Genomic DNA, 21,388 nt, shown 5'->3' with positions numbered 1-21,388 from the left:
TAAGTTTTGATATAAATAAAAAAGGAGTTGTATTATGGTCGAATACAAAAAAACTTTAAAGCTGCCAAAAACAAATTTTCCAATGCAGGCAAGGCTTACCCAAAAAGAGCCTGAGTTTTTGAAAAGATGGCAAAAAGATAATACTTATGAAGAGGCTATAAAACTAAGGGCAAATAATGAATTTTTCATTCTTCACGATGGCCCGCCTTATGCGAACGGTGATATTCATTTAGGCACTGCATTTAATAAAATTCTTAAAGATATGATAAATAAGTATTACATGATCAAGGGCAGATATACTCCATACGTACCCGGTTGGGATTGTCATGGCCTTCCTATAGAATTTCAGGCTTTGAAAACTCTGGGCAAAAATAAAAAAGAGTTTACCGTGTCAGACATTAGAAAGATGTGTCATGAGCATGCTCTGAAGTTTATTGACAGACAAAGGAAACAATTTATAAGGCTTGGAGTGTTTGGCTATTGGGAGAAACCGTATATTACGATGGATCCAAAATATGAAGCAATGCAAATTAGGATATTCTGGGAGATGTACAAAAAGGGCTATATCTATAAAGGCCTTAAGCCTGTCTTCTGGTGCCCTTCTTGTGAGACTGCTTTGGCGGAGGCTGAAGTAGAATATTACGATACTACCTCCCCATCAATCTTTGTAAAATTTCCTGTAATTGATGGCAAGGGCATTCTGAATAAAGGCGATATGATTCTTATCTGGACCACTACGCCATGGACTTTGATTTCGAACAAGGGCCTGGCTGTAAAATCGGATTCAATTTATTCTTTGATCAAGGTCAAAGATGAACAAATTCTTGTTGCAAAAGAAAGACTTGAAGAGCTCAAAGAGATGTTTGGAACTTATAAAGAATTAAAGACAATTGAGGGCAAGGATTTGGAAGGCATTCTTGCGTCCAATCCGCTCTTTCCTGAAAAGAGATCGCTTGTGGTTACTGCACCTTTTGTAAGTATGGAGGATGGCTCTGGAATTGTCCATATGGCTCCCGGACATGGTCCTGAGGATTATATTGTAGGCATGCAAAAAAATTTGGAAGTAGAGTCATTGTTGAACGATCAGGGCCTATTCAATAGCAAAGCTCAAAGATTTGAAAATCTTTTCGTTCACGATGCGAGCAAGGCAGTTATTGAAGATCTCGAAAAAAGCGGGCTTTTGCTGTCGAAAGACGAGCTTGAGCACTCATACCCTCATTGTTGGAGATGTAAAGGGAAGCTAATATATAGAGCTACAGAGCAGTGGTTTGCTTCTGTGGACGCATTCAGAGAAGAGGCTCTTAAGGCTACAAGGGATGTGAGGTGGATTCCAGAAGGCGGGATAGACAGAATGAGCGCTATGGTTTCCAATAGAGCTGATTGGTGTATTTCAAGGCAGAGATCCTGGGGCCTTCCTATACCTGCATTTTATTGTGAGGACTGTAAAGCTACTGTGGTTAATGAAGATACAATAAATAAAGTTTGCGAAATGTTTTCCAAAGAAGGTTCTGATTCCTGGTTTAACAAGGATGCTTCACAGATTCTGGGAGACTATACCTGTCCATCTTGTGGCGGCAAGCATTTTAGAAAAGAAACTGACATTATGGATGTGTGGTTTGATTCTGGGTCAAGTCATGCATGTGTCCTAAGGCAGAGAGACGAGCTTAGATGGCCTGCTGATATGTATCTGGAAGGAACAGATCAGCACAGAGGTTGGTTTCAGTCATCTTTACTTACTTCTACTGCTGTTTTTGGAAGGGCACCTTATGAGAGCGTTTTAACTCATGGGTTTATTGTAGACGAAAATGGTTATAAGATGTCAAAATCGAGAGGGAACGTAATAGCGCCGCTTGAAGTTATTGAAAAAAGCGGGGCAGACGTATTGAGAATTTGGGTAGCATCTTCTGATTACACAGCTGATGTAGCAATTTCAGACAGAATTCTCGAGCAGCAATCTGATACCTATAAAAAATTAAGAAACACTATAAGATATATGCTCAGTCTTTTAAATGATTTTGATCCAAAAAATTCATTGGCACCAGAAAAATGGCTTGTTTTGGATAGATATATTTATTCTAAATTTAACGATCTTATTTTAGAAATAGAACAATATTTTAAAGACTATCAATTTTATAAAATGCTTTACAAGATAAAATCATTTATGACTATAGATTTGAGTGCCTTTTATCTGGACGTTCTAAAAGATAGACTTTATGCAGGATTTGATAGTGAAAGAAAGTCTGCTCAGACTGTCGTATATAGAATGCTAAAAGATCTTTTGGTAATTCTTTGTCCGATAATATCTTTTACCTCTGAAGAGGCATGGGGATATCTAAGAGAATTTGATAGCACACTGCCTGAAAGCGTATTCTTTGCTTCATATCCTGATGCAGCAAAGAATCTTGAAGGGGTTGAGAGACCTGTAGATTTTGATGCACTTCTTGAGGTCAGGGACGAAGCGAAAAAAGTTTTGGAAGAGGCCAGAAAAGAAAAGTTAATAGGATCATCTTTGGAGGCATATGTAAACATTTTTCCAAAAAATGACAATTTAAAAGAAACATTGCTCAAATATAAAGATATTTTGCCAGAGCTGATGATCGTGTCACAGGTTAGCATTGGTGAAAAGTCTACTTCAAAATTTTCTCTTGAAAATGACAATTTTGGTGTAGAAGTTTTTCATGCAAAAGGCGAGAAGTGTGAGAGATGCTGGCAATATCAGGAAAGCGTAGTCGGTAGTGAACTAAAAATTTGTGATAGATGCAGGAGGGTTTTAGATGAATTATCAAATTAAAGACATTAGCTTAGCTGATGAGGGTTTAAAAAAAGTTGAGTGGGCATACCGTGAGATGCCAGTCCTTGATATCCTAAGGAAAAAATATAGTGTTTCAAAGCCTTTCTCCGGTAAGAAGATTGCTGCCTGTCTTCATGTGACCACAGAAACTGCAAATCTCATAACCACATTCAGGGATGCAGGGGCGCAGGTATATTTATGTGCGTCAAACCCTTTGAGCACAAGCGATGAGGTAGCTGCCTATCTGGCAAAAGAAGGAATATTTGTTTTTGCTCAAAGAGGAGAGGATGCTAAAAGCTATTGGGACAATATTAAAACTTGTATTGAATCTGAACCAGATATTACCATCGACGATGGTGCTGACTTGACGGTTACATTGCACAAGGATTATCCGAAACTTGCTGATAAAGTAGTAGGTGGCTGTGAAGAAACTACGACGGGCGTTCATAGAATTGATGCTCTTCACAAGGACAAGCTATTAAAATTTCCATTTATAGCTGTGAACGATGCTATGACAAAGCACTTTTTTGATAATAGATACGGAACTGGACAAAGCACTCTTGATGGTATTATTAGGGCTACAAACATACTTTTTGCAGGTAAAAGGGTAGTGGTAGCAGGTTACGGTTGGTGCGGAAAAGGCGTAAGTATGAGAGCTAAGGGAATGGGCGCAAGGGTTATAGTTACTGAGGTCGAACCAGTAAGGGCTCTTGAGGCAATAATGGATGGCTTTGACGTGATGCCCATGGACGAGGCCGCAAAAGTTGGAGATATATTTATAACTGTTACTGGTAACTGCAACGTTATAAGGTTTGATCACGTTTTGAGTATGAAAGATGGAGCTATAGTGGCAAATTCTGGACACTTTAACGTGGAGATAGATGTAGACAAGATGGAAGAAGAGAAGGTTTTAAAGAGAAGGATAAGGCACGAACTGGATGAGTATACATTTAAAAATGGCAAAAAGGTATTTCTGGTAGGCGAAGGCAGACTTGTAAACCTTGCTGCTGCTGAAGGTCACCCCTCAAGCGTTATGGATATGAGCTTTGCAAACCAATTTTTGAGTGCGCTATATCTTTTGACCAATAAAATTGAAATTGGTGTATATCCTGTTCCAATAGACATTGATAGAGAGATTGCAAGATTAAAGATTGACTCTATGGGCACCAGCATAGATACTCTTAGTGCTGAACAAGAAAAGTATATGAAATCCTGGTAAATTCGAAAGAATTTTAATTTTTTATTGAGTTTGAATTTAAGATATTGAAGCTTAAGTCTTTTTGTTTTCTGGTATTTGCTCTTGTGATTTTTTTGATTGATAGATTTACAAAGCTTCTGGCTATCAAGTTCTTGGCAGAACACAGCTATAATTTTTTTCTGATACAGTTTGTTCTTGTTAAGAACTTGGGGGGGGCTTGGGGGATTCTTAGCGGTCAAACATATTTTTTTATCTTTGTTGGAACTATATTTTTGATATCTTGTATCGTGTTATGGTATAAAATACCTAATCTGAGGGCTTCTCTGTCGTTTTTGATTGCTGGCGTATCTAGTAACCTATTGGATAGAATTTTTGGCACTCATCAGGTAATTGACTTTATAAATATTCATATTTTGCCGGTTTTTAATCTTTCCGATGTGTACATTGATATTGGAGCGCTCCTGCTAATTTACTATTACTTAACAGAAATGAAAAACCAGGACAGGCTATAAGCCGAGTTCTGTACCCAAAAGGGTCGCAACCATTTATCTGGGGCTGAAGTTTTCTTCAGTCTCTTGCGGCCTACCCGGAAGTATTATCGATCTGGGCTATCTCCTTCCCTATTTGGCCTTGCTCCTGATGGGGGTTACCTGGCCAGAAGATCGCTCTTCTGCCGGTGAGCTTTTACCTCGCCTTTTCACCTGTACTATCAAAGATAGTAGTTCTTTTCTGTGGCCCTATCCAGAGGTCTCCCTCTCTGGCAATTAACCAGCATCCTGCCCAATGGAGCTCGGACTTTCCTCAAGCAGTTAACTTGTAAGTTGCGCGCCTGTCCTGTTTTATACATAATAGCATGAGTAGACTTAAAATGAAAAAACAGGATAAAGGCTTATGTTTCCTTTATCCTGTTTGGAATAAATATATTACTTTGTAGAAATTTTTAAGAGTTTATAAAGTGCACAAAAACCTGTAGCAGCAGTAAAAATCAGCACAATTCCTATAACCGTCAAAATAATGCCCAACGTATCAAATTGCATTGAAAAGCCAATATAAATAAGAACAAGTCCTAAAATAAATCTTATGATCCTGTCTATAGTTCCTTCATTTTGTTTCATTTTGACACCTCCTTTGATATATTAATCTATTATACATCTAATATAAAATTTATTTAATATATTTTTTGTAATATGACATATTAAATTTTTGATAATGGCTATCAAGAGAGTCGAAATATGTTTGTGGCAATGAAAAACTCATGTCTAAATGATATCTTAATGCGGAATATCAATTAGCAATTCATTTAAACGATTGTAATATATTAATAATTTTGGTAAAGTGAATAAATAATATTAAAACATTCTACTTTTAAATTAAAAGACTTTGGGGGTAAAAAAATTAATATGTGATGAGATATTAAATAATTTTTTTAACTCAAACATATTTGGTGTTTATATTTATCAGGAAAATGGCATTATAGTTTTTGCAAACAGTAGATTTTCTCAGATTGTGGGTTATGATACTGAAGAGCTTTTAAAAATGAGCTTTTATGATCTGTTAGCTGACCACAAAGAAGAAGTTATAGAATATGCAAATAGAAGACTTAATGGGGAATTTTTCTCGATAGAGATAGAAAATCATTATTATAAATGTAAAAATGGTTTATTACCTGTGCAAATATCTGCATATACGATTAACTATAACGAAAAGCCATCTGGACTGGTGATAGTCCTTGACAAGACGAAGGAAAAGTCAATCGAAAAGCTTTTTTACGCACTTACTCAGATAAACCAGCTGATTGTCAGAGAAGACAAGGAAGATACCTTGCTAGAGTCTATATGCAGGATTCTTGTTAAAGATGTGGGATACGCTATTGCAAGCGTTGGGTATATTGATGAGAAAACTAAGCTTCTAAAAATAAAATTTATAAAATCTCAGACAAAAGAACAAACCTTGGCTTTTAAAAGGGTTACTGTAGGTGTCGATCCAGATACTCCATATGGCAAGGGTTCGGTATCAAGAGCGTATCATACTGGAAATGTGGTTGTTATATCTGATGTAATGAAGAATGAAGACTTGAAGTATTGGCAAGATTATTATACAGAAATAAATGCGTTTTCAATCTGTTCTATACCCATTCTTAAAGATAATAAAGTTAAATATATAATTGCGATACTTGATTCTATGAGGCTCTCTTTTACCGATGAAACCATTCGCTTACTAAAAGAAGTTCAAACTGACATATCGTTTGCTATTGGGAAGATAGAGTATCAAAATAACTTAACTTTACTACAGAAAGCAGTTGAGAATGCCCATGAATGGTTTCTTGTGACGAATAAGCGAGGGAAGATATTATATGTAAATGATGCAGTTGTAAAAATTTCTGGTTATTCCAAAGACGATCTTATTGGGAGCAATATAAATATATTAGAATCAGGGTTTCATGATGCTGATTTTTATATAGACATGTGGAAAACTCTTGAACAGGGGTTAATATTTTATTGCAAGTTCATAAATAAAAGAAAAGACGGATCTTTGTTTTATCTTGATACGATAATTGTTCCAATTATGATTGGAAACAGAATTCAAAAATATGTATCCCTTGCAAAAGACGTATCAGGAAATTATTTTGATGCGCTAACAGGCCTTTTAAACAGGATTTCATTTTACAATGAGATTGATTCATTTATTAAAAAGTTCTTACCTGAAAAGCCCATCTCTTTTATCATAAAAATTAATCCTTTAAATTTCACTGTTATAAATCAAGCTTTTGGTTTCGATAAGGGCAATTTAGTTTTAATGCAAATTGCTCAGAGATTGAAGTCTTTTTTTGGAGTTAATAATGCTATAGCAAAACTCGAATCAGATAGATTTGCAGTTTTTGTGAATAATGTAAATTCAGAAGATGGGATATTAAATCTTGCCTATGGTTTATTAGATGTCCTTACTAAAAGTTATGATGTCGATGATCAGGCAATTTCTGTATCATTTAATATTGGGATTGGTATTTATCCTAAAGATGGAGAAACTGCAGCAAAATTGGTTGACAGAGCATTAATAGCGCTTTTAGATGCAAGGATTAGAGAGGATAACTCTATAGGCTTTTTCAGAAGAGAATTTGGCTCTAAGGCTAAAGAAAAGCTAGTTTTAAGAAATGATCTAGAAAAAGCAATATTAAATAAAGAATTTGTATTGTACTACCAGCCCTATGTGGATAAAGACCTTAATATTGTGGGTGCAGAAAGTTTGCTTCGATGGAAAAAGAAAGATGAAGTTATACTCCCCATGAAATTTATACCCTTTCTTGAACAGACCGGGTTAATAATGGACGTTGAAGAGTTTGTTTTTGATTTGGCCCTACAGACAATCTCAAAATTATCTTTAAATGAAATTAGGGTCCCGCTATCGGTGAACTTTTCATATAAAACTCTTAAAAGGGACAATATTGCTGACATTTTAAGCTCGAAGATTAGAAAGTATAACATAGATCCGGGCATGATAAGAATTGAGATTATTGAGAGAATATTTATGGAAGACCTACAATATACACAAGATTTGATAGAGAAACTTACGGATAGCGGAATTCGTTTTATGTTAGATGATTTTGGTACAGGATATTCTTCTCTTTCATATATATCTAAGCTAAAGATAGACTATCTTAAAATTGACATCTCTTTTGTAAGAAATATTTTAGATGAGCACACAAAGAACGTTATTGAAACAATAGTGTTTCTTTCAAAGAAATTAAATATAAAAAGCATAGCCGAAGGTGTGGAAACAGTGGAGCAGTTTGAAATACTGAAAGATATTGGATGCGACTATTTCCAGGGCTTTCTCTTTTCTAAGCCACTTCCTCAGGATGTCTTTGAAGATTTTGTATTAACCAATGAAAAAATTTTAATATAAAATATATTTACTAATTTGTGAACCTAGTACGATCAAAAAGCTCTTTCATCATAGTAATAAAATTACTGTCTTCTTAGGGGATGAAATCAGTGTCAGGTAACACAAATGTAATTTTGGTAGTTGACAAAACTATTTCTACATGGTATCGTATAAATAGACTAAATATATGCTAATTAAACTCACGTATTTTTGTAGGTTAATTCTTGCATTTTTATTTACAAAAATGCGTGGGTTTTTTGGTTATTATTAGGTTGTATTATTTTAGGAGGTCAAGATGAATAAAGGTACGGTAAAATGGTTTAATGCAGAAAAAGGTTTTGGTTTTATTTCCAATGCAGATGGTGGCGAAGATGTATTCGTGCATTTTTCTGCAATAGTTTCAGATGGATTTAAATCGCTAAACGAAGGTCAGCAAGTCACTTTCGATATCGAAGCAGATCCTAAGAACTCAAAAAAATTAAGAGCAGTCAACGTTAAAGCGTTATAATATCTCTTAAAATTAAGCCCACTATTGAATGCTTTACTTTCGATAGTGGGCGTTTTTTTTTATCAAATATATTTTGAATTATTTTTATAAATGGATGGGTTTAGATTGCTTTTTTCTTGAAGCACTATTTTAAAAAATCAAATTTTTATAATATTCAATAAGTTAACTATGAGTAAAGAAATTCCTAAAGACAGTATTACATAACCCTGATATAGTCTGAGCGTTTTTATATTAGATACTTTTGAAATGTATGCGCCTATTTGTGAACCTAAAATTGCGCCTAAAGAAAGAGGAATTAAATACATTATCCAGGATGTAAAATTCAATCCTGCGCTTTCATAGTGCACTAAGAAACCGAATAATGAGGTAATAGTCATTACCATGATCAATGTTGAAAAGGCTATTCTTGCAGAAATTTCTTCTACTGCTACCAAATAAGTTCCCATTACTCCACCTATGCCAACGCCAAAAAAACCAGAAACAAAGCCTGAAATAAACGATACTATCCTTGTGAGCTTGTTGTGTTTTATGGATTCGTTCTCAGAACTGTCCATCTTTTTTAGAGGTTGCTTTTTCGCAGTGATCAAAGAAAATGTTCCGATAGAAATCACCCATATAGGCAAAATCTCTTTAAATTCTTGAGTGTTTACAAATTTGTTAACAATTGAACCAATTATTACACCTGGAATGATCAAACTAATTATAATAAGAAATAATTTGTAATTAATTGTTTTTTGTCTAATAAAAGCGAATGTGCCGCCAATAGTGCTCAAGATAATTGTAAAAAGACTTAATCCGCTAGCAGCTATAGAGTTTAGATGTAGATAGAAAATAAAAAAGGGCAGCAGCATGACGCCACCGCCAATGCCTATAATATTGCCTATGATGGCAACTATCATGGAAAAGGACAAAACAACAATACTACTAAATACAATTGGCATTATATGCATATATTTAACTTTCTTAAACTATTTGTTTTTATACTTATATATTTTATATCATTAATCATAAATAATATTTTAAACCATTAATAGGTTTTTGAAAAGATACCGAAATTGCTTAAAATATGGTATTTTAGTATTATAGAAAGTTTATTTTATTGTGGTTTTTAAAGATAAAATAGTATTAAGCAGTAAGTTATATTTTAATTTGGCATATTATTGATTAATTTTATGTATTGTGCTTTAATAAATATAAAACTTAAGGGGAATGCGGTGAGGATAAGACTAAAATTTATTTCTAATAATTTTATAGTTCTTAGTTCTGGATATAATTCTCTTATACAAGGGCTCATATATAATTTGTTAGATTATATTGATGCAAAGAAATTACATGATGGGGGATTTATGTTTGAGAAAAGACAATTTAGGCTATTTACTTTTTCTGAAATAATTGAACGAGGAGTTTTTAATAGATCTTTACATACTATTTCCTTTGATTCGAAAATGAGTTTTATTATTAGTTCACCAGTTGAATGGATTTTAAAACAGATTGCTATTAATTCTTTCAAAGGAGACGTATTTAGATTGGGAGATAATCTATTACAACTTGAAGAAGTTAGCGTTCTGAATAGTCTGTCTAAGGATTCTTTTACTTCTAATGAAATAAAAATAAAAGCTTTGACCCCAATCGAAGTTCACTCTACCTTTGTGAATGAAAGTAAATCAAGAAAAACATATTATTATTCTCCATTTGAAAAAGAATTTTCTTACTTGATCAATCAAAATGCAAGGAAAAAATGGAGCGCCTACTTTAAAAGTGAATGCGAATACAACCTTGAAATAAAACCACTGTTTAAGGATAATTCATATGAGACAATTCGATATTTTGTAAAAGATAATAACAAGACAATAATTAAGGGTTGGAAGGGAATATATAACTTAAAAGGAGAACCTGAATTTCTAAAGTTTATTTTAGATGCTGGTTTAGGTAGTAGAAATTCACAGGGGCTTGGATTTGTTGAAGTTGTTAATAATTTAGATTTAAAGAGAGGATGAAATGATAGAAGCTCTTTTTGCTATAGGAAGTGTTTTGGAAGAGAAAAGCGAATTGGATGAGTTTATTGATGAAATTGGTAAAAGTGATAAATACGACTTAATTTTTAAGATTATTTTTGATTATTCGGATAAAAATAACCCTATTTTTAAAGAAACTCAATATGAAGAATACAGCCAGGATAAAAAGATGAAATATTTTTTCAAAGGAAGAAAGGGTAATCAGACAGATCTTACACCTACTACTAGAATTGATCCTAAATCCATTGATAAAGCTTTCAAGAAATATATGAGATTTTTTGATGATTTTAAAAAGAATAATAAGTTAGAACCAGACGATTTAAATTTTGTTAATAAATTACATACCGAAATAAGCTCTAATCTGGATAAAATTAAAAGTTATGTAGAAAATAATTTAAATAACTCTAAAAAATCAAAGGCTATTACTCTTCAATTTGTAGATCAAGATAATATGTATTATGTAGGTGATATGCACGTATTTAAAAAACCATTTATTAGCAAAGAAAATAAATATAAAGATTATTATTCTAAATATAATACCCAAAGTAAGGCGAAAAATAAGCTCTGTTACGTATGTGGACAAAAAGCTACAGAAGTTTGGGGTTTTGTTAACACTTATAATTTCTATACAGTTGACAAAAGAAGCTTTGTAACTGGCGGCTTTGATCAAGGTCTTGCATGGAAAAACTATCCTGTATGTCCAGGTTGTGTGGAAGTTCTTGAAAGGGCAAAAAAATATATTCAAGATAATTTAAATTACAAGTTTTGTGGATTTGATTATTATTTAATACCTGAACTGATTTATCCAGATAAATCAATGTTAAAAACGTTATTAAATAAGATATCTAAAGATTTTAAGAATTTTACCCTTTCGAATGATTCAGGAACCACATATAAAGCAGAAAAAAGCATTATAAAAAAATTGTCAGCTGAGAATAATCTTGTTAATTTTAATTTTGTTTTTTATAAAGTTTCTCAGAGTGCTTTTAATATATTGCTTTATATCCAAGAAATTGCTCCTACAAGATTGAAACAATTAGTTGATGCAATGTATGCAGTTGATGATTTTAAAAGGGACCCTATCGGTATATTTGACTCTATGTCTACTAAGAATGATGAGGTAAAATTTGATTTCTCATTTACATTTATTAGAGAGTTTTTCCCAAACAACAAATTTGATGGAGGATTTGATAAAGCTTTCCTTGAAATATTAAACAATATTTTTATTGGTCAGGGCATTGACGTTGATTTTCTTTTTAGTAGATTTATGCAAAAATTCAGACAAATATTTTTGAATTCAGATAATTTTTTTACGTTATCTATCTTTACCTTAAAATCCTTTAAAATTTTATTGTATCTGGAAGAAATTAATATTTTAATTAGAAGGAGGTTTAATGTGAATGAATCAAATGAAAATTATGAGAGTTTTTTTAAACATTATCCTATTTTTGATGACAGCACAAAAAAAGCACTTTTTTTAGAAGGCGTACTAATCCAGAGGTTACTTAACATACAATACCGCGATCGGAACTCTAAACCATTTAGAAAAAAACTTAATGGTTTAAAGATCGATGAAAAAATAGCAAAAAAGATATTTAGTGAAGCAATAAATAAACTAGAAGAATATGATGAAAACTATTACAAAAAATTAGAAGAAATTATTGGATCTTATCTTATGAATAGTGATTTTTCAAGGTATTCAGTTGATGAATTAAGCTATTATTTTACATTAGGTATGGTTTTAGAGAAGAAATTTAAAAAAAATGAAGAAAACTTGGAGGAAAACTGATGATTTTAGATAAAAAAAGCGAGCTTTTATTTTGTTACGATGTTACAGATGCAAATCCAAATGGTGATCCTGCAGATGAGAATAGACCTAGAATAGATGAAGAGACAAAGATAAATATTGTTACTGACGTTAGACTAAAGCGAACAATTAGGGATTATCTTATTGAATATAAAGGATATGATGGGACAAATGGGAAAGATATTTTTGTTAGAGAATTGCCTAGTAAAGAAGGGGGTATACAAGATGCAAAAGAAAGGGCGAGGGATTTTGGGGAAAATCAAGAGAAAGTATTAGAACAATGCATTGATGTAAGATTATTTGGAGGCGTAATTCCTCTTAAAGAACGTGAAAAAGGAAAAAAGAATGATGAATCTCGAGAAGAACTTGATAATAAAAGTAATTCCATCACCTTTACGGGTCCTGTTCAATTTAAAATTGGCAGGTCTTTAAATAAAATTGATGTTAAATATCTAAAAGGTACTGGTGCATTTGCATCAAAGGCAGGTAAGGGCCAGGCTACATTTAGAGAGGAATATGTTTTGCCATATTCTTTTATAACTTTTTACGGTATTATTAATGAAACTGCTGCAAGAAAAACTAATATGAGCGAAGATGATTCCAATGAATTGATTGATGCTATGTGGAATGGAACGAAAAATTTGATATCGCGTTCAAAATTTGGTCAGATGCCGCGTTTTTTGTTGAAAGTTGATTATAACGAAAAAGGATATTTTATTGGGGACTTAGATAAGATGTTGAAAATTAAAGATTTTACAAATGAATTTGCTATCAGAAGTTTATCTGATTTTACTTTAGATATTTCGGAATTAGTAAAAGTCTTAGAAAATTCGACAAAAGTTAGTAATGTTTATTATAAAATAGATGATAAATTAAGATTGAGTTGTGAAATACCTCAAAAATGGATTGAACTTCCAAATTTAGGTTAGTATTATGAAAATAGTTGTTTTTGATATATGGGCTGATTATGGGCATTTTAAGGTACCTTTTACCACCACGTCACCCATTAGTTTTCCTGTGCCGCCAAAACCAACTCTTTATGGTATTGTGGGGGCAATTTTAGGTTTGGATAAAGATGAATATTTAAAGTATTTTAATGATAAAAAATGGCAATTTAGTGTCTCAGCAGTGAATCCAATATCAAAAATTCGTATGGTAGAAAATTTTATTAATGTAAAGGTAGCACATGATTTTGTGAGCTTAAATCCAAAAAAATCTTCAAGAACACAAATTAGGCTGGAACTTTTAAAAAATCCTAAATATAGAATATATTGTCAATCGGAAGATAGCAAAATCTATAGTTTATATGATATGTTAAAAGATCACAAATCAGTTTATACCATATCGCTAGGAATAAGTGAATTGCTTGCAAATTTTGCTCTGATTGGTATATATGATGGATTTACAAATAGTAAACCAGATGATTTTGTTGAGATAAATTCTCTTTTACCCATATCTAGCATTGAATTAATTGAAGATATTAAATTATTAATTGAAAATAGAAAATATATTAAACTCAATATGCCTGTAGAACTTTCTTCCGAAAGAGAGCTATTAAAAGCTGATTATTTTTTAATAGAGATGAATGGACAAACAATTTCTGCAAAGCCTAAAGATTATGTTTTTATTAAAGAGCTTAAAAACAACATTATTTTATACTGATGGAATATAAATGTTTTTCTCATCCTAAAAAATACCTAATAGATCATTTGAATAACGTTAAGAAAATTGGTTTAAGTGTATTTGATTCTAAAATCTTATTAAAGTTACCAATTGATGCGGATGATTTTAAGGAAGCTCTGGAAATTGCTCTTTGGTATCATGATTTTGGTAAATCTACAAAATATTTTCAAGAATATCTTCAGTGTTCTGTAGATAACCAAAAATGCTCCTATGGGGAATTAAGAAATCACTCTCTTTTATCTGCTATTTTTGCAGGATATATAGCATATAAAAAATTTAAGTCTAAAGATATAAGATTAGCGTGCTTGGTTTTTATCTGTATTTTAAAACATCATGGGGATATGGATAATTTTAATGATATGTTAGTTGTAGATACAAAAAAGTGGAGGGTTTTAGAAAAACAATGGGATGTTATAATTTGGCATGATTTTAATGAACTGCATCCAGAGTTTTCAGATGTAAAAAATTGTATAGACGATGAACTATATGATGCCTATGATTCTATTGAATGGAATGTTGTTTGGTATTTTGTAAATAATTTGATGTTTTCGATACTTACATATGCTGATAAAAATGATGTAATTTTTGAAAAACCTTTCGAATGTGCAACCAGCATCGATACCAGTGTTGTCTATAGCTATAAGAAAGCAAATTTTATTGTTGATAGTAAGATAAACATCATTAGAGAAGAGGCTTATAATCTTGTAGAAAATACTTTGCTATCCAATTTAGATCAATCTATTTTTTCTCTTAATTTACCAACAGGATTTGGTAAAACTCTTACTGCCGTAAATACGGCTTTACAAATATTAAACAGTGATAATTCTATAAAAAGAATAATCTATGCTTTGCCTTTTACATCTATAGTTGAACAAACTGCTGACGTCGTCAAAAACCTATATGGCTATGAATCCGAAAATATATTAAATGTCCACCATAATCTTGCAGAGATAAAAGTAAAACTTTCTGATGGTTATCTGGATGCTGATAAAGCGCAATTTATAATTGAAAATTGGGATAAACCATTTATAGTAACCACCTTTTGGCAGATTTTTTATTCAATGCTTTCAAATGGAAATTCTATCTTGCGAAAATTTCATAACATTTCTAATTCTGTGATAATTTTAGATGAAATTCAAACCTTACCTTATAGATATTGGATGCTTGCAAACTTTCTTTTAACTAATCTGGCAGAAACACTTAATTGTAAGATTATTATCTTGACAGCTACAATGCCTATGATTTTTGAAAAGGATAAGATCTGTAATTTAATTGGTAAGGGTAATCGTAAAAAATATTTTTCTATTTTTAATAGATATTCTATAAACAAAATCATTCTTGATGGATTATATTTGGATGAACTTTTACCAATAGTAAAGACTCATATCATAGATAATCCAGATAAAGATTTTATGTTTATTTTTAATACTATTAAAAGTGCAAGAGATTTTTTCTTTAAATTAAAAGAAATATTTGTTAACCATAATATATTTTTTCTTTCATCAAGAGTTTTGCCAATTGATAGATTTGCAGTAATTAATCTGATTAAAAATTTTTCAGGACGTAAAATATTAATTACAACTCAATTAGTGGAGGCTGGAGTTGATATTGATTTTGATATAGTATATAGAGACTTTGCGCCCCTTGATAATATAATTCAGGCTGCTGGAAGATGCAATAGACATTGTAGAAAACCAAAAGGTAGCGTTTATGTTTTCAGATTAAAAAATCATGCTAATAAATACGATTGTGAGTATATTTATCATGGCTTATTGTTAGATACTACCTTGTCAATTTTTGAAAAAGTTGAAAAGTTAGATGAATGTAGTTTAAATGATATCATTGATAGCTATTATCAAAAGTTAAAAAATAACTCTTCAACAAATGAATCTAGTGAATTAATTAATAGTATTGAAAAACTTGAATATAAAGGTATTAAGGAGAAATTTAAACTTATTGATGATCTGCCTTCTTATAGCTTATTTATAGAAAAAGATATTAATGCTTCTAAAATTTTAGATAAATTTAAAGAAATACGTGAGATAGAAGATCCATTTGAAAGAAAGAAAAAGTTTTTACAAATAAAGAGTCAATTTTATCAATATGTTATTAGTCTGCCCATGCTAAGTAATGATGCAAAATATTCATATCAATCATTTGATGAAATGGGCAGTTTTAAGATTTTAAGTAAAGATCTCGTTCAAATGCTTTATAAAGATGATGTTGGATTTATAGTTGATACTAATGAAAATTTTTTGTAAGAGTATCAAATGTTGATTTCTCCATCAATTTATAATGCATTTCTTATCTGTCAAAGGCAGGCATGGCTGATGTCTCGTCAGATGGTTGCTGATCAGGAATTTACTTACCTTGATATAGGCAGACTTATAAGCGAAGAATCATTTTCTAGAGAGAGAAAAGAGATATATATTCCTGATTTATCTGCCAAGATTGATATGATAACGCTTAAAGATGGAAAATATTTTGTAGCTGAAATAAAGAAGTCTTCAGCCACTATGCAATCGGGGATTGAACAACTGAAATATTATATGTATCTTCTTAGATTAAAAGGAGTAGAAATTAAGGGAATGATAAAAATACCGCTTGAAAAAAAGAGCTTAGAAATTACTTTGAACTCTTCAGATATTGATTATATCGAGAAGAGAATTCGTGAAATTATAGAAGTTTTAAATTCTGAAAATTCACCCTTAGTAAAGAGAATTAAATACTGTTCAAAATGTGCACACTATGAATTTTGCTTTGTGTAGTTAATAAAATGAAAGAGACTATTTATATTTTTAATAGCGGTAGAATTCAAAGAAAAGATAATACTTTATTTTTTGAAAGCGAAGATGGAACTAATAAGTTTTTACCAGTAGAGAATATAAAAGAAATTTTTGTATTTGGTGAAGTAGATTTTAACAAAAGAATATTAGAATTTTTAACAACAAAAGAAATAATTGTTCACTTTTTTAATTTTTATGATTACTACATAGGCAGTTTTTACCCTCGGGAGCATTATAACTCTGGGTACATGATACTAAAACAGGCATTAGCGTATGAAGCAATTAATAAAAGGCTCAAGATTGCAAGATGCTTTGTAGAAGGTGCAGCGAAAAATTCTTTGAAAATACTTAAATATTACAATAGAAGGGGGCAGAATTTAAGTAGTATTATCGAAGAAATTGAAAGTTATTTACAAGAAATTGAGTGTCAGGAAAGTATTGAGACATTGATGCATGTTGAGGGAAAAATAAAACAATCTTATTATGGTGCGTTTAAAAATATTATTAATAATAGCGATTTTACGTTTGAAAAACGCACGAAAAAACCTCCTAAAGATTACTTAAATGCTTTGATTAGCTTTTCTAATTCTTTGATATATACCTATTGCCTTTCTGAGATATATCAAACTCATCTAGACCCACGAATGGGTTTTTTGCATGCAACTAATTTCAGAAGGTTCTCTCTGAATCTGGATATAGCAGAAATATTTAAACCAGTAATTGGTGATAGAACCATATTTGCTGTTTTGAACAAAGGAATAATTGACAGTAAAGATTTTGATAATAATTTAAATGGAATTATTTTGAAACCATCAGGTTGTAGAAAGTTTTTAGAAGTATTACAGGAAAGATTGAATCAGACAATAAAACATTCAACTTTAAAAAGAGAAGTTAGTTACAGAAGATTAATAAGATTAGAATGCTATAAGATTGAAAAGTTTCTTATGGAATATTATGAATATAAGCCATTTGTTATGGATTGGTAATGTTTATAATCTTGTACTATGATGTAAGCGAAAAACGATGTTCAAAGATGTTAAAAAAGTGCAGAGCATATTTGCAGTGGGTCCAAAACTCAGTTTTTGAAGGGAATTTAACTGAGTCACAACTTAAAAGATTGATTTCTGTTTTAGCAAAGATTGTAAATGAAGAAGAAGGCGATAGCTTAATTATTTATAAGTTCGAATCTCAAAGATATACAGATAGAATCGTCGTAGGAAAGGATAAGAAATCAGATATTAATTTTATTTAATTTATCTGTCGATTCCAAATAATGACAAATATATGATATATAGACAGAATCTCTTTTAAAATAAAAGCATAAATATTCAGCTTTTTTATTATGTTAAGCTTGGAATTTCATGTTTAGTATGCTAAAATACTTAGTTAAGTCTAGTGGTTTTTACGATACCTATGAGGAATTGAAACGGATAACAAGCTCATGTCTAAGCAAATTAAGTAACTCTGTTTTTACGATACCTATGAGGAATTGAAACACTCCCCAAGAATAATTAACTCATCGTCATCTCCCTTCTGTTTTTACGATACCTATGAGGAATTGAAACCAAGATGCATATAACAAAGCAATGGCTCAAATGATATGTTTTTACGATACCTATGAGGAATTGAAACATGTTTTTTGAAAGGAGAACGAAATATGGATTATGGGTTTTTACGATACCTATGAGGAATTGAAACAGAAACCAAATAACATTCAATGGGCAACAAAATATAAGTTTTTACGATACCTATGAGGAATTGAAACTACAAAAGGGGCAAAAACCAATAAAGATTTTGTTATGGTTTTTACGATACCTATGAGGAATTGAAACTCCAATTGATCCAGGTTGTTTAGGTTTTGATTGTAATAGTTTTTACGATACCTATGAGGAATTGAAACTAAAAAATACAAAGAAAAATACAAAGAAAAATACAAAGTTTTTACGATACCTATGAGGAATTGAAACCTGTATCTATAATCAACTACTTCTGGGAATATTTTTGAGTTTTTACGATACCTATGAGGAATTGAAACGAGTGTAAAAATAATATTGTGCGTAGTACTAAAATAGTTTTTACGATACCTATGAGGAATTGAAACTACGCTCACTCGGAAAGAGTGAGCGAAGATCAGATGGTTTTTACGATACCTATGAGGAATTGAAACTCTTTTCTTGTTTTGCCTGTGCTTTCTTTTCCGCAAGGTTTTTACGATACCTATGAGGAATTGAAACTATTTTTTGTGTTTATTTAAATAATCTGAAATACTGTTTTTACGATACCTATGAGGAATTGAAACAGAAAATTTGAAACAATTGATGATCTTATTGTTGCAGTTTTTACGATACCTATGAGGAATTGAAACAGTATGTCTTCAGAAATGGAAGCGTAAAAATCTTTGTTTTTACGATACCTATGAGGAATTGAAACATAGTCTAAACGTTATTTGGCTTTATACACGTTCAGTTTTTACGATACCTATGAGGAATTGAAACCAAAATAAATCAAGTGTCCCAGCAAGAGATTTTACGGTTTTTACGATACCTATGAGGAATTGAAACATGGGAAAACAGATAAAGCAAAAGAAGATGCGCAAAAAGTTTTTACGATACCTATGAGGAATTGAAACGAGTATGAAGAAGGTTATGATGATTTCGATTAATATAGTTTTTACGATACCTATGAGGAATTGAAACAGGGCATCCAGGATAGATGTGGATGAAGATGGATTTAGTTTTTACGATACCTATGAGGAATTGAAACTAGATAGTTCGTGTTGTCTTGCAAAATCAGATATCCCAGTTTTTACGATACCTATGAGGAATTGAAACTATAGAAAATATAAAGAAAATATATAATTGTACTAAAGTTTTTACGATACCTATGAGGAATTGAAACAGCTTTCCCACGTGAGGAAAGCTTCTTTGATCTTTGTGTTTTTACGATACCTATGAGGAATTGAAACAGAGTGCGGTTTGATGTATACATACACACCCACTCAGTTTTTACGATACCTATGAGGAATTGAAACGGCATGCAGACACAGCTAATTGGTTGCTCATTGATGGTTTTTACGATACCTATGAGGAATTGAAACTTGATGTCCCAGCCTTGAAGGAATTTAGGGATAAAGGGTTTTTACGATACCTATGAGGAATTGAAACTCACATCACGCCAGTACAAATACTCCTCAAAAAAGAGGTTTTTACGATACCTATGAGGAATTGAAACATGTCTATACTTCAAAATAAACATTAACTCTATTAAGGTTTTTACGATACCTATGAGGAATTGAAACTCGTATGGGATAAAGCTGTATTGATGTTCCCAATAGGTTTTTACGATACCTATGAGGAATTGAAACATGTCTATACTTCAAAATAAACATTAACTCTATTAAGGTTTTTACGATACCTATGAGGAATTGAAACATGTTTTCATTCTTGACCCTGAAGACCCAGGCTATTTCGGTTTTTACGATACCTATGAGGAATTGAAACTACAATAAATATTCTCCTGTTCGGAGATCCCTAATTTGTTTTTACGATACCTATGAGGAATTGAAACCAAATCAAATTAAAATCTTCTGTGATTTCTTTCGAGTTTTTACGATACCTATGAGGAATTGAAACCAAATCAAATTAAAATCTTCTGTGATTTCTTTCGAGTTTTTACGATACCTATGAGGAATTGAAACTAGCAATTAGCAAACACGCCCTTCATGTTTATTACATTGTTTTTACGATACCTATGAGGAATTGAAACATGAATTACGAAATGATTTCAACAAACTACTTTGGCTAGTTTTTACGATACCTATGAGGAATTGAAACGTGTACACATTATATTTATCGTTAAAAAAAGCAACGGTCAAGTTTTTACGATACCTATGAGGAATTGAAACATGAAGTTTTTTAAAAACTAAGTTAAAAAATTATTCTAAAAATGATAAAATACTTAAAACTGGGATTGTGTGGGGTGAAAAATGAAAGAGATAAAAGTAGAATTTGAGACAATTACTCCTGTGTGGACGGGAGATGCCTGGGGTGAATCAAAAGAAATCAGGCCGTCATCTTTAATGGGGAGTTTGAGATTTTGGTTTGTAGTATATTGGAAAACTGTTAAAAATGGTAAAACAGAAAATTTAAATAGTGACAATGTTGTCATCGATAACTTAAGTGAACTCGAAGACCCAAAAATTGGTCGTACGTTAAATCAAATTTTAAAAAATCACTTAAAGAACAATAATGATGATAAAAGCTTTGATGAAATGTTAGATCAATCATTAAAAGAATTAGGTTTACCTATTCCGTCTCGTTTATTTGGATTTACAGGTTGGAAGAGTAGAATTGAAGTAAAAAAGATTGATTCTTATGAAGAAAAACTTAGACTTAATGAATTAGATTTCAACTTTCCAAGTAGTGATAGTATTAAAGTTAATACAAAGTTCTGGATTAAAAAGAATCTTTTTGAAAATAACAATTCGGAAATAATTTTGTTTAAAAATATAAAATTATTGATTAGAACAACTGAATATTGGCAGAAAAAATATTTATCTGATTTTTTTTGATTTTTATAAAGATAAGCCAATTTTAATTGGGGGTAAACTTTCTTTTGGCTTCGGATTAGTAAATATTAAAGTTGAAGGTGATAAAAATGAAAATAAAAGAAATATTAGCGACTACAATGATATAATTCGTGTCCACAAAATAGAAAAA

At 31.4% G+C, this 21,388-nt stretch carries 15 protein-coding genes, 1 other RNA gene, 1 pseudogene and 1 CRISPR repeat array; of the genes and pseudogenes, 14 read left to right on the top strand and 3 right to left on the bottom strand.

Annotated elements, in window-relative coordinates; all coding sequences use genetic code 11:
• Positions 1-34: 34 nt before the first annotated feature.
• From ileS to V4762_RS10040, 3 genes and pseudogenes are all read left to right on the top strand, one after another.
• Positions 35-2,791, top strand: coding sequence for an isoleucine--tRNA ligase (ileS, locus tag V4762_RS02920; RefSeq protein WP_347314281.1), 2,757 nt, complete (start codon positions 35-37; stop codon positions 2,789-2,791).
• Entirely contained in the window at positions 2,775-4,010 is a 1,236-nt protein-coding gene (ahcY, locus tag V4762_RS02915; protein ID WP_347314280.1) for an adenosylhomocysteinase, read from the top strand. Before ileS ends, ahcY begins: the two co-directional genes overlap by 17 nt.
• 83 nt (positions 4,011-4,093) lie before the next feature.
• Positions 4,094-4,459, top strand: a pseudogene (locus tag V4762_RS10040) (signal peptidase II); the annotation flags it as partial.
• A gap of 23 nt (positions 4,460-4,482) precedes the next feature.
• Here V4762_RS10040 and rnpB read toward each other — a convergent pair.
• Both rnpB and V4762_RS02905 read right to left on the bottom strand, forming a co-directional pair.
• An RNA gene (gene rnpB, locus V4762_RS02910) (RNase P RNA component class A) lies at positions 4,483-4,826 on the bottom strand.
• Between the two features lie 86 nt (positions 4,827-4,912).
• Positions 4,913-5,104 (bottom strand): YgaP family membrane protein, encoded by a 192-nt coding sequence (locus V4762_RS02905; RefSeq protein WP_347314279.1) that lies wholly within the window; start codon positions 5,102-5,104, stop codon positions 4,913-4,915.
• 265 nt (positions 5,105-5,369) lie between these two features.
• Here V4762_RS02905 and V4762_RS02900 point away from each other — a divergent pair, with 265 nt between their 5' ends.
• Positions 5,370-7,892 (top strand): EAL domain-containing protein, encoded by a 2,523-nt coding sequence (locus V4762_RS02900; RefSeq protein WP_347314278.1) that lies wholly within the window; start codon positions 5,370-5,372, stop codon positions 7,890-7,892.
• A 274-nt stretch (positions 7,893-8,166) separates the two neighbouring features.
• Positions 8,167-8,379 (top strand): cold-shock protein, encoded by a 213-nt coding sequence (locus tag V4762_RS02895; RefSeq protein WP_347314277.1) that lies wholly within the window; start codon positions 8,167-8,169, stop codon positions 8,377-8,379.
• A gap of 137 nt (positions 8,380-8,516) precedes the next feature.
• Here V4762_RS02895 and V4762_RS02890 read toward each other — a convergent pair whose 3' ends face one another.
• Complete coding sequence (locus V4762_RS02890) at positions 8,517-9,329, bottom strand: sulfite exporter TauE/SafE family protein (protein ID WP_347314276.1); 813 nt, start codon at positions 9,327-9,329, stop codon at positions 8,517-8,519.
• A 264-nt stretch (positions 9,330-9,593) separates the two neighbouring features.
• On the opposite strand from V4762_RS02890, the gene cas6 reads away from it, so the two are divergent.
• The 9 genes from cas6 to cmr1 all read left to right on the top strand — a co-directional run bounded on the left by cas6 (position 9,594) and on the right by cmr1 (position 21,240).
• Complete coding sequence (cas6, locus tag V4762_RS02885; protein ID WP_347314275.1) at positions 9,594-10,376, top strand: CRISPR-associated endoribonuclease Cas6; 783 nt, start codon at positions 9,594-9,596, stop codon at positions 10,374-10,376.
• A 1-nt stretch (position 10,377) separates the two neighbouring features.
• The gene (locus V4762_RS02880; RefSeq protein WP_347314274.1) at positions 10,378-12,183 is read left to right on the top strand and encodes a TIGR02556 family CRISPR-associated protein; all 1,806 of its coding nucleotides are present in this window, start codon (positions 10,378-10,380) and stop codon (positions 12,181-12,183) included.
• Entirely contained in the window at positions 12,183-13,130 is a 948-nt protein-coding gene (gene cas7b, locus V4762_RS02875) for a type I-B CRISPR-associated protein Cas7/Csh2 (protein ID WP_347314273.1), read from the top strand. Before V4762_RS02880 ends, cas7b begins: the two co-directional genes overlap by 1 nt.
• Positions 13,131-13,134: 4 nt before the next feature.
• The gene (cas5b, locus tag V4762_RS02870) at positions 13,135-13,863 is read left to right on the top strand and encodes a type I-B CRISPR-associated protein Cas5b (protein ID WP_347314272.1); all 729 of its coding nucleotides are present in this window, start codon (positions 13,135-13,137) and stop codon (positions 13,861-13,863) included.
• A gap of 47 nt (positions 13,864-13,910) precedes the next feature.
• A complete protein-coding gene (gene cas3, locus V4762_RS02865) occupies positions 13,911-16,145 on the top strand; it encodes a CRISPR-associated helicase Cas3' (protein WP_347314271.1) in 2,235 nt (744 codons plus the stop codon).
• A 9-nt stretch (positions 16,146-16,154) separates the two neighbouring features.
• Positions 16,155-16,652, top strand: coding sequence for a CRISPR-associated protein Cas4 (cas4, locus tag V4762_RS02860; RefSeq protein WP_347314270.1), 498 nt, complete (start codon positions 16,155-16,157; stop codon positions 16,650-16,652).
• A gap of 8 nt (positions 16,653-16,660) precedes the next feature.
• Complete coding sequence (gene cas1b / locus V4762_RS02855; protein ID WP_347314269.1) at positions 16,661-17,656, top strand: type I-B CRISPR-associated endonuclease Cas1b; 996 nt, start codon at positions 16,661-16,663, stop codon at positions 17,654-17,656.
• Positions 17,656-17,922 (top strand): CRISPR-associated endonuclease Cas2, encoded by a 267-nt coding sequence (gene cas2 / locus V4762_RS02850; RefSeq protein WP_347314268.1) that lies wholly within the window; start codon positions 17,656-17,658, stop codon positions 17,920-17,922. The genes cas1b and cas2 overlap by 1 nt, the downstream gene beginning before the upstream one ends.
• A 146-nt stretch (positions 17,923-18,068) precedes the next feature.
• Positions 18,069-20,574: direct repeats of the CRISPR family, unit length 30 nt; unit sequence GTTTTTACGATACCTATGAGGAATTGAAAC.
• Between the two features lie 81 nt (positions 20,575-20,655).
• Positions 20,656-21,240: a type III-B CRISPR module RAMP protein Cmr1 gene (cmr1, locus tag V4762_RS02845; protein ID WP_347314267.1), complete on the top strand. Its 585-nt coding sequence runs from the start codon at positions 20,656-20,658 to the stop codon at positions 21,238-21,240.
• Positions 21,241-21,388 lie beyond the last annotated feature (148 nt).

The sequence above is a fragment of the Thermodesulfobium sp. 4217-1 genome (assembly GCF_039822205.1).
Lineage (GTDB): Bacteria > Thermodesulfobiota > Thermodesulfobiia > Thermodesulfobiales > Thermodesulfobiaceae > Thermodesulfobium.
The sequence above is the reverse complement of the archived record's forward strand: the minus strand, read 5'-3'. Positions and strand labels throughout refer to the sequence as shown.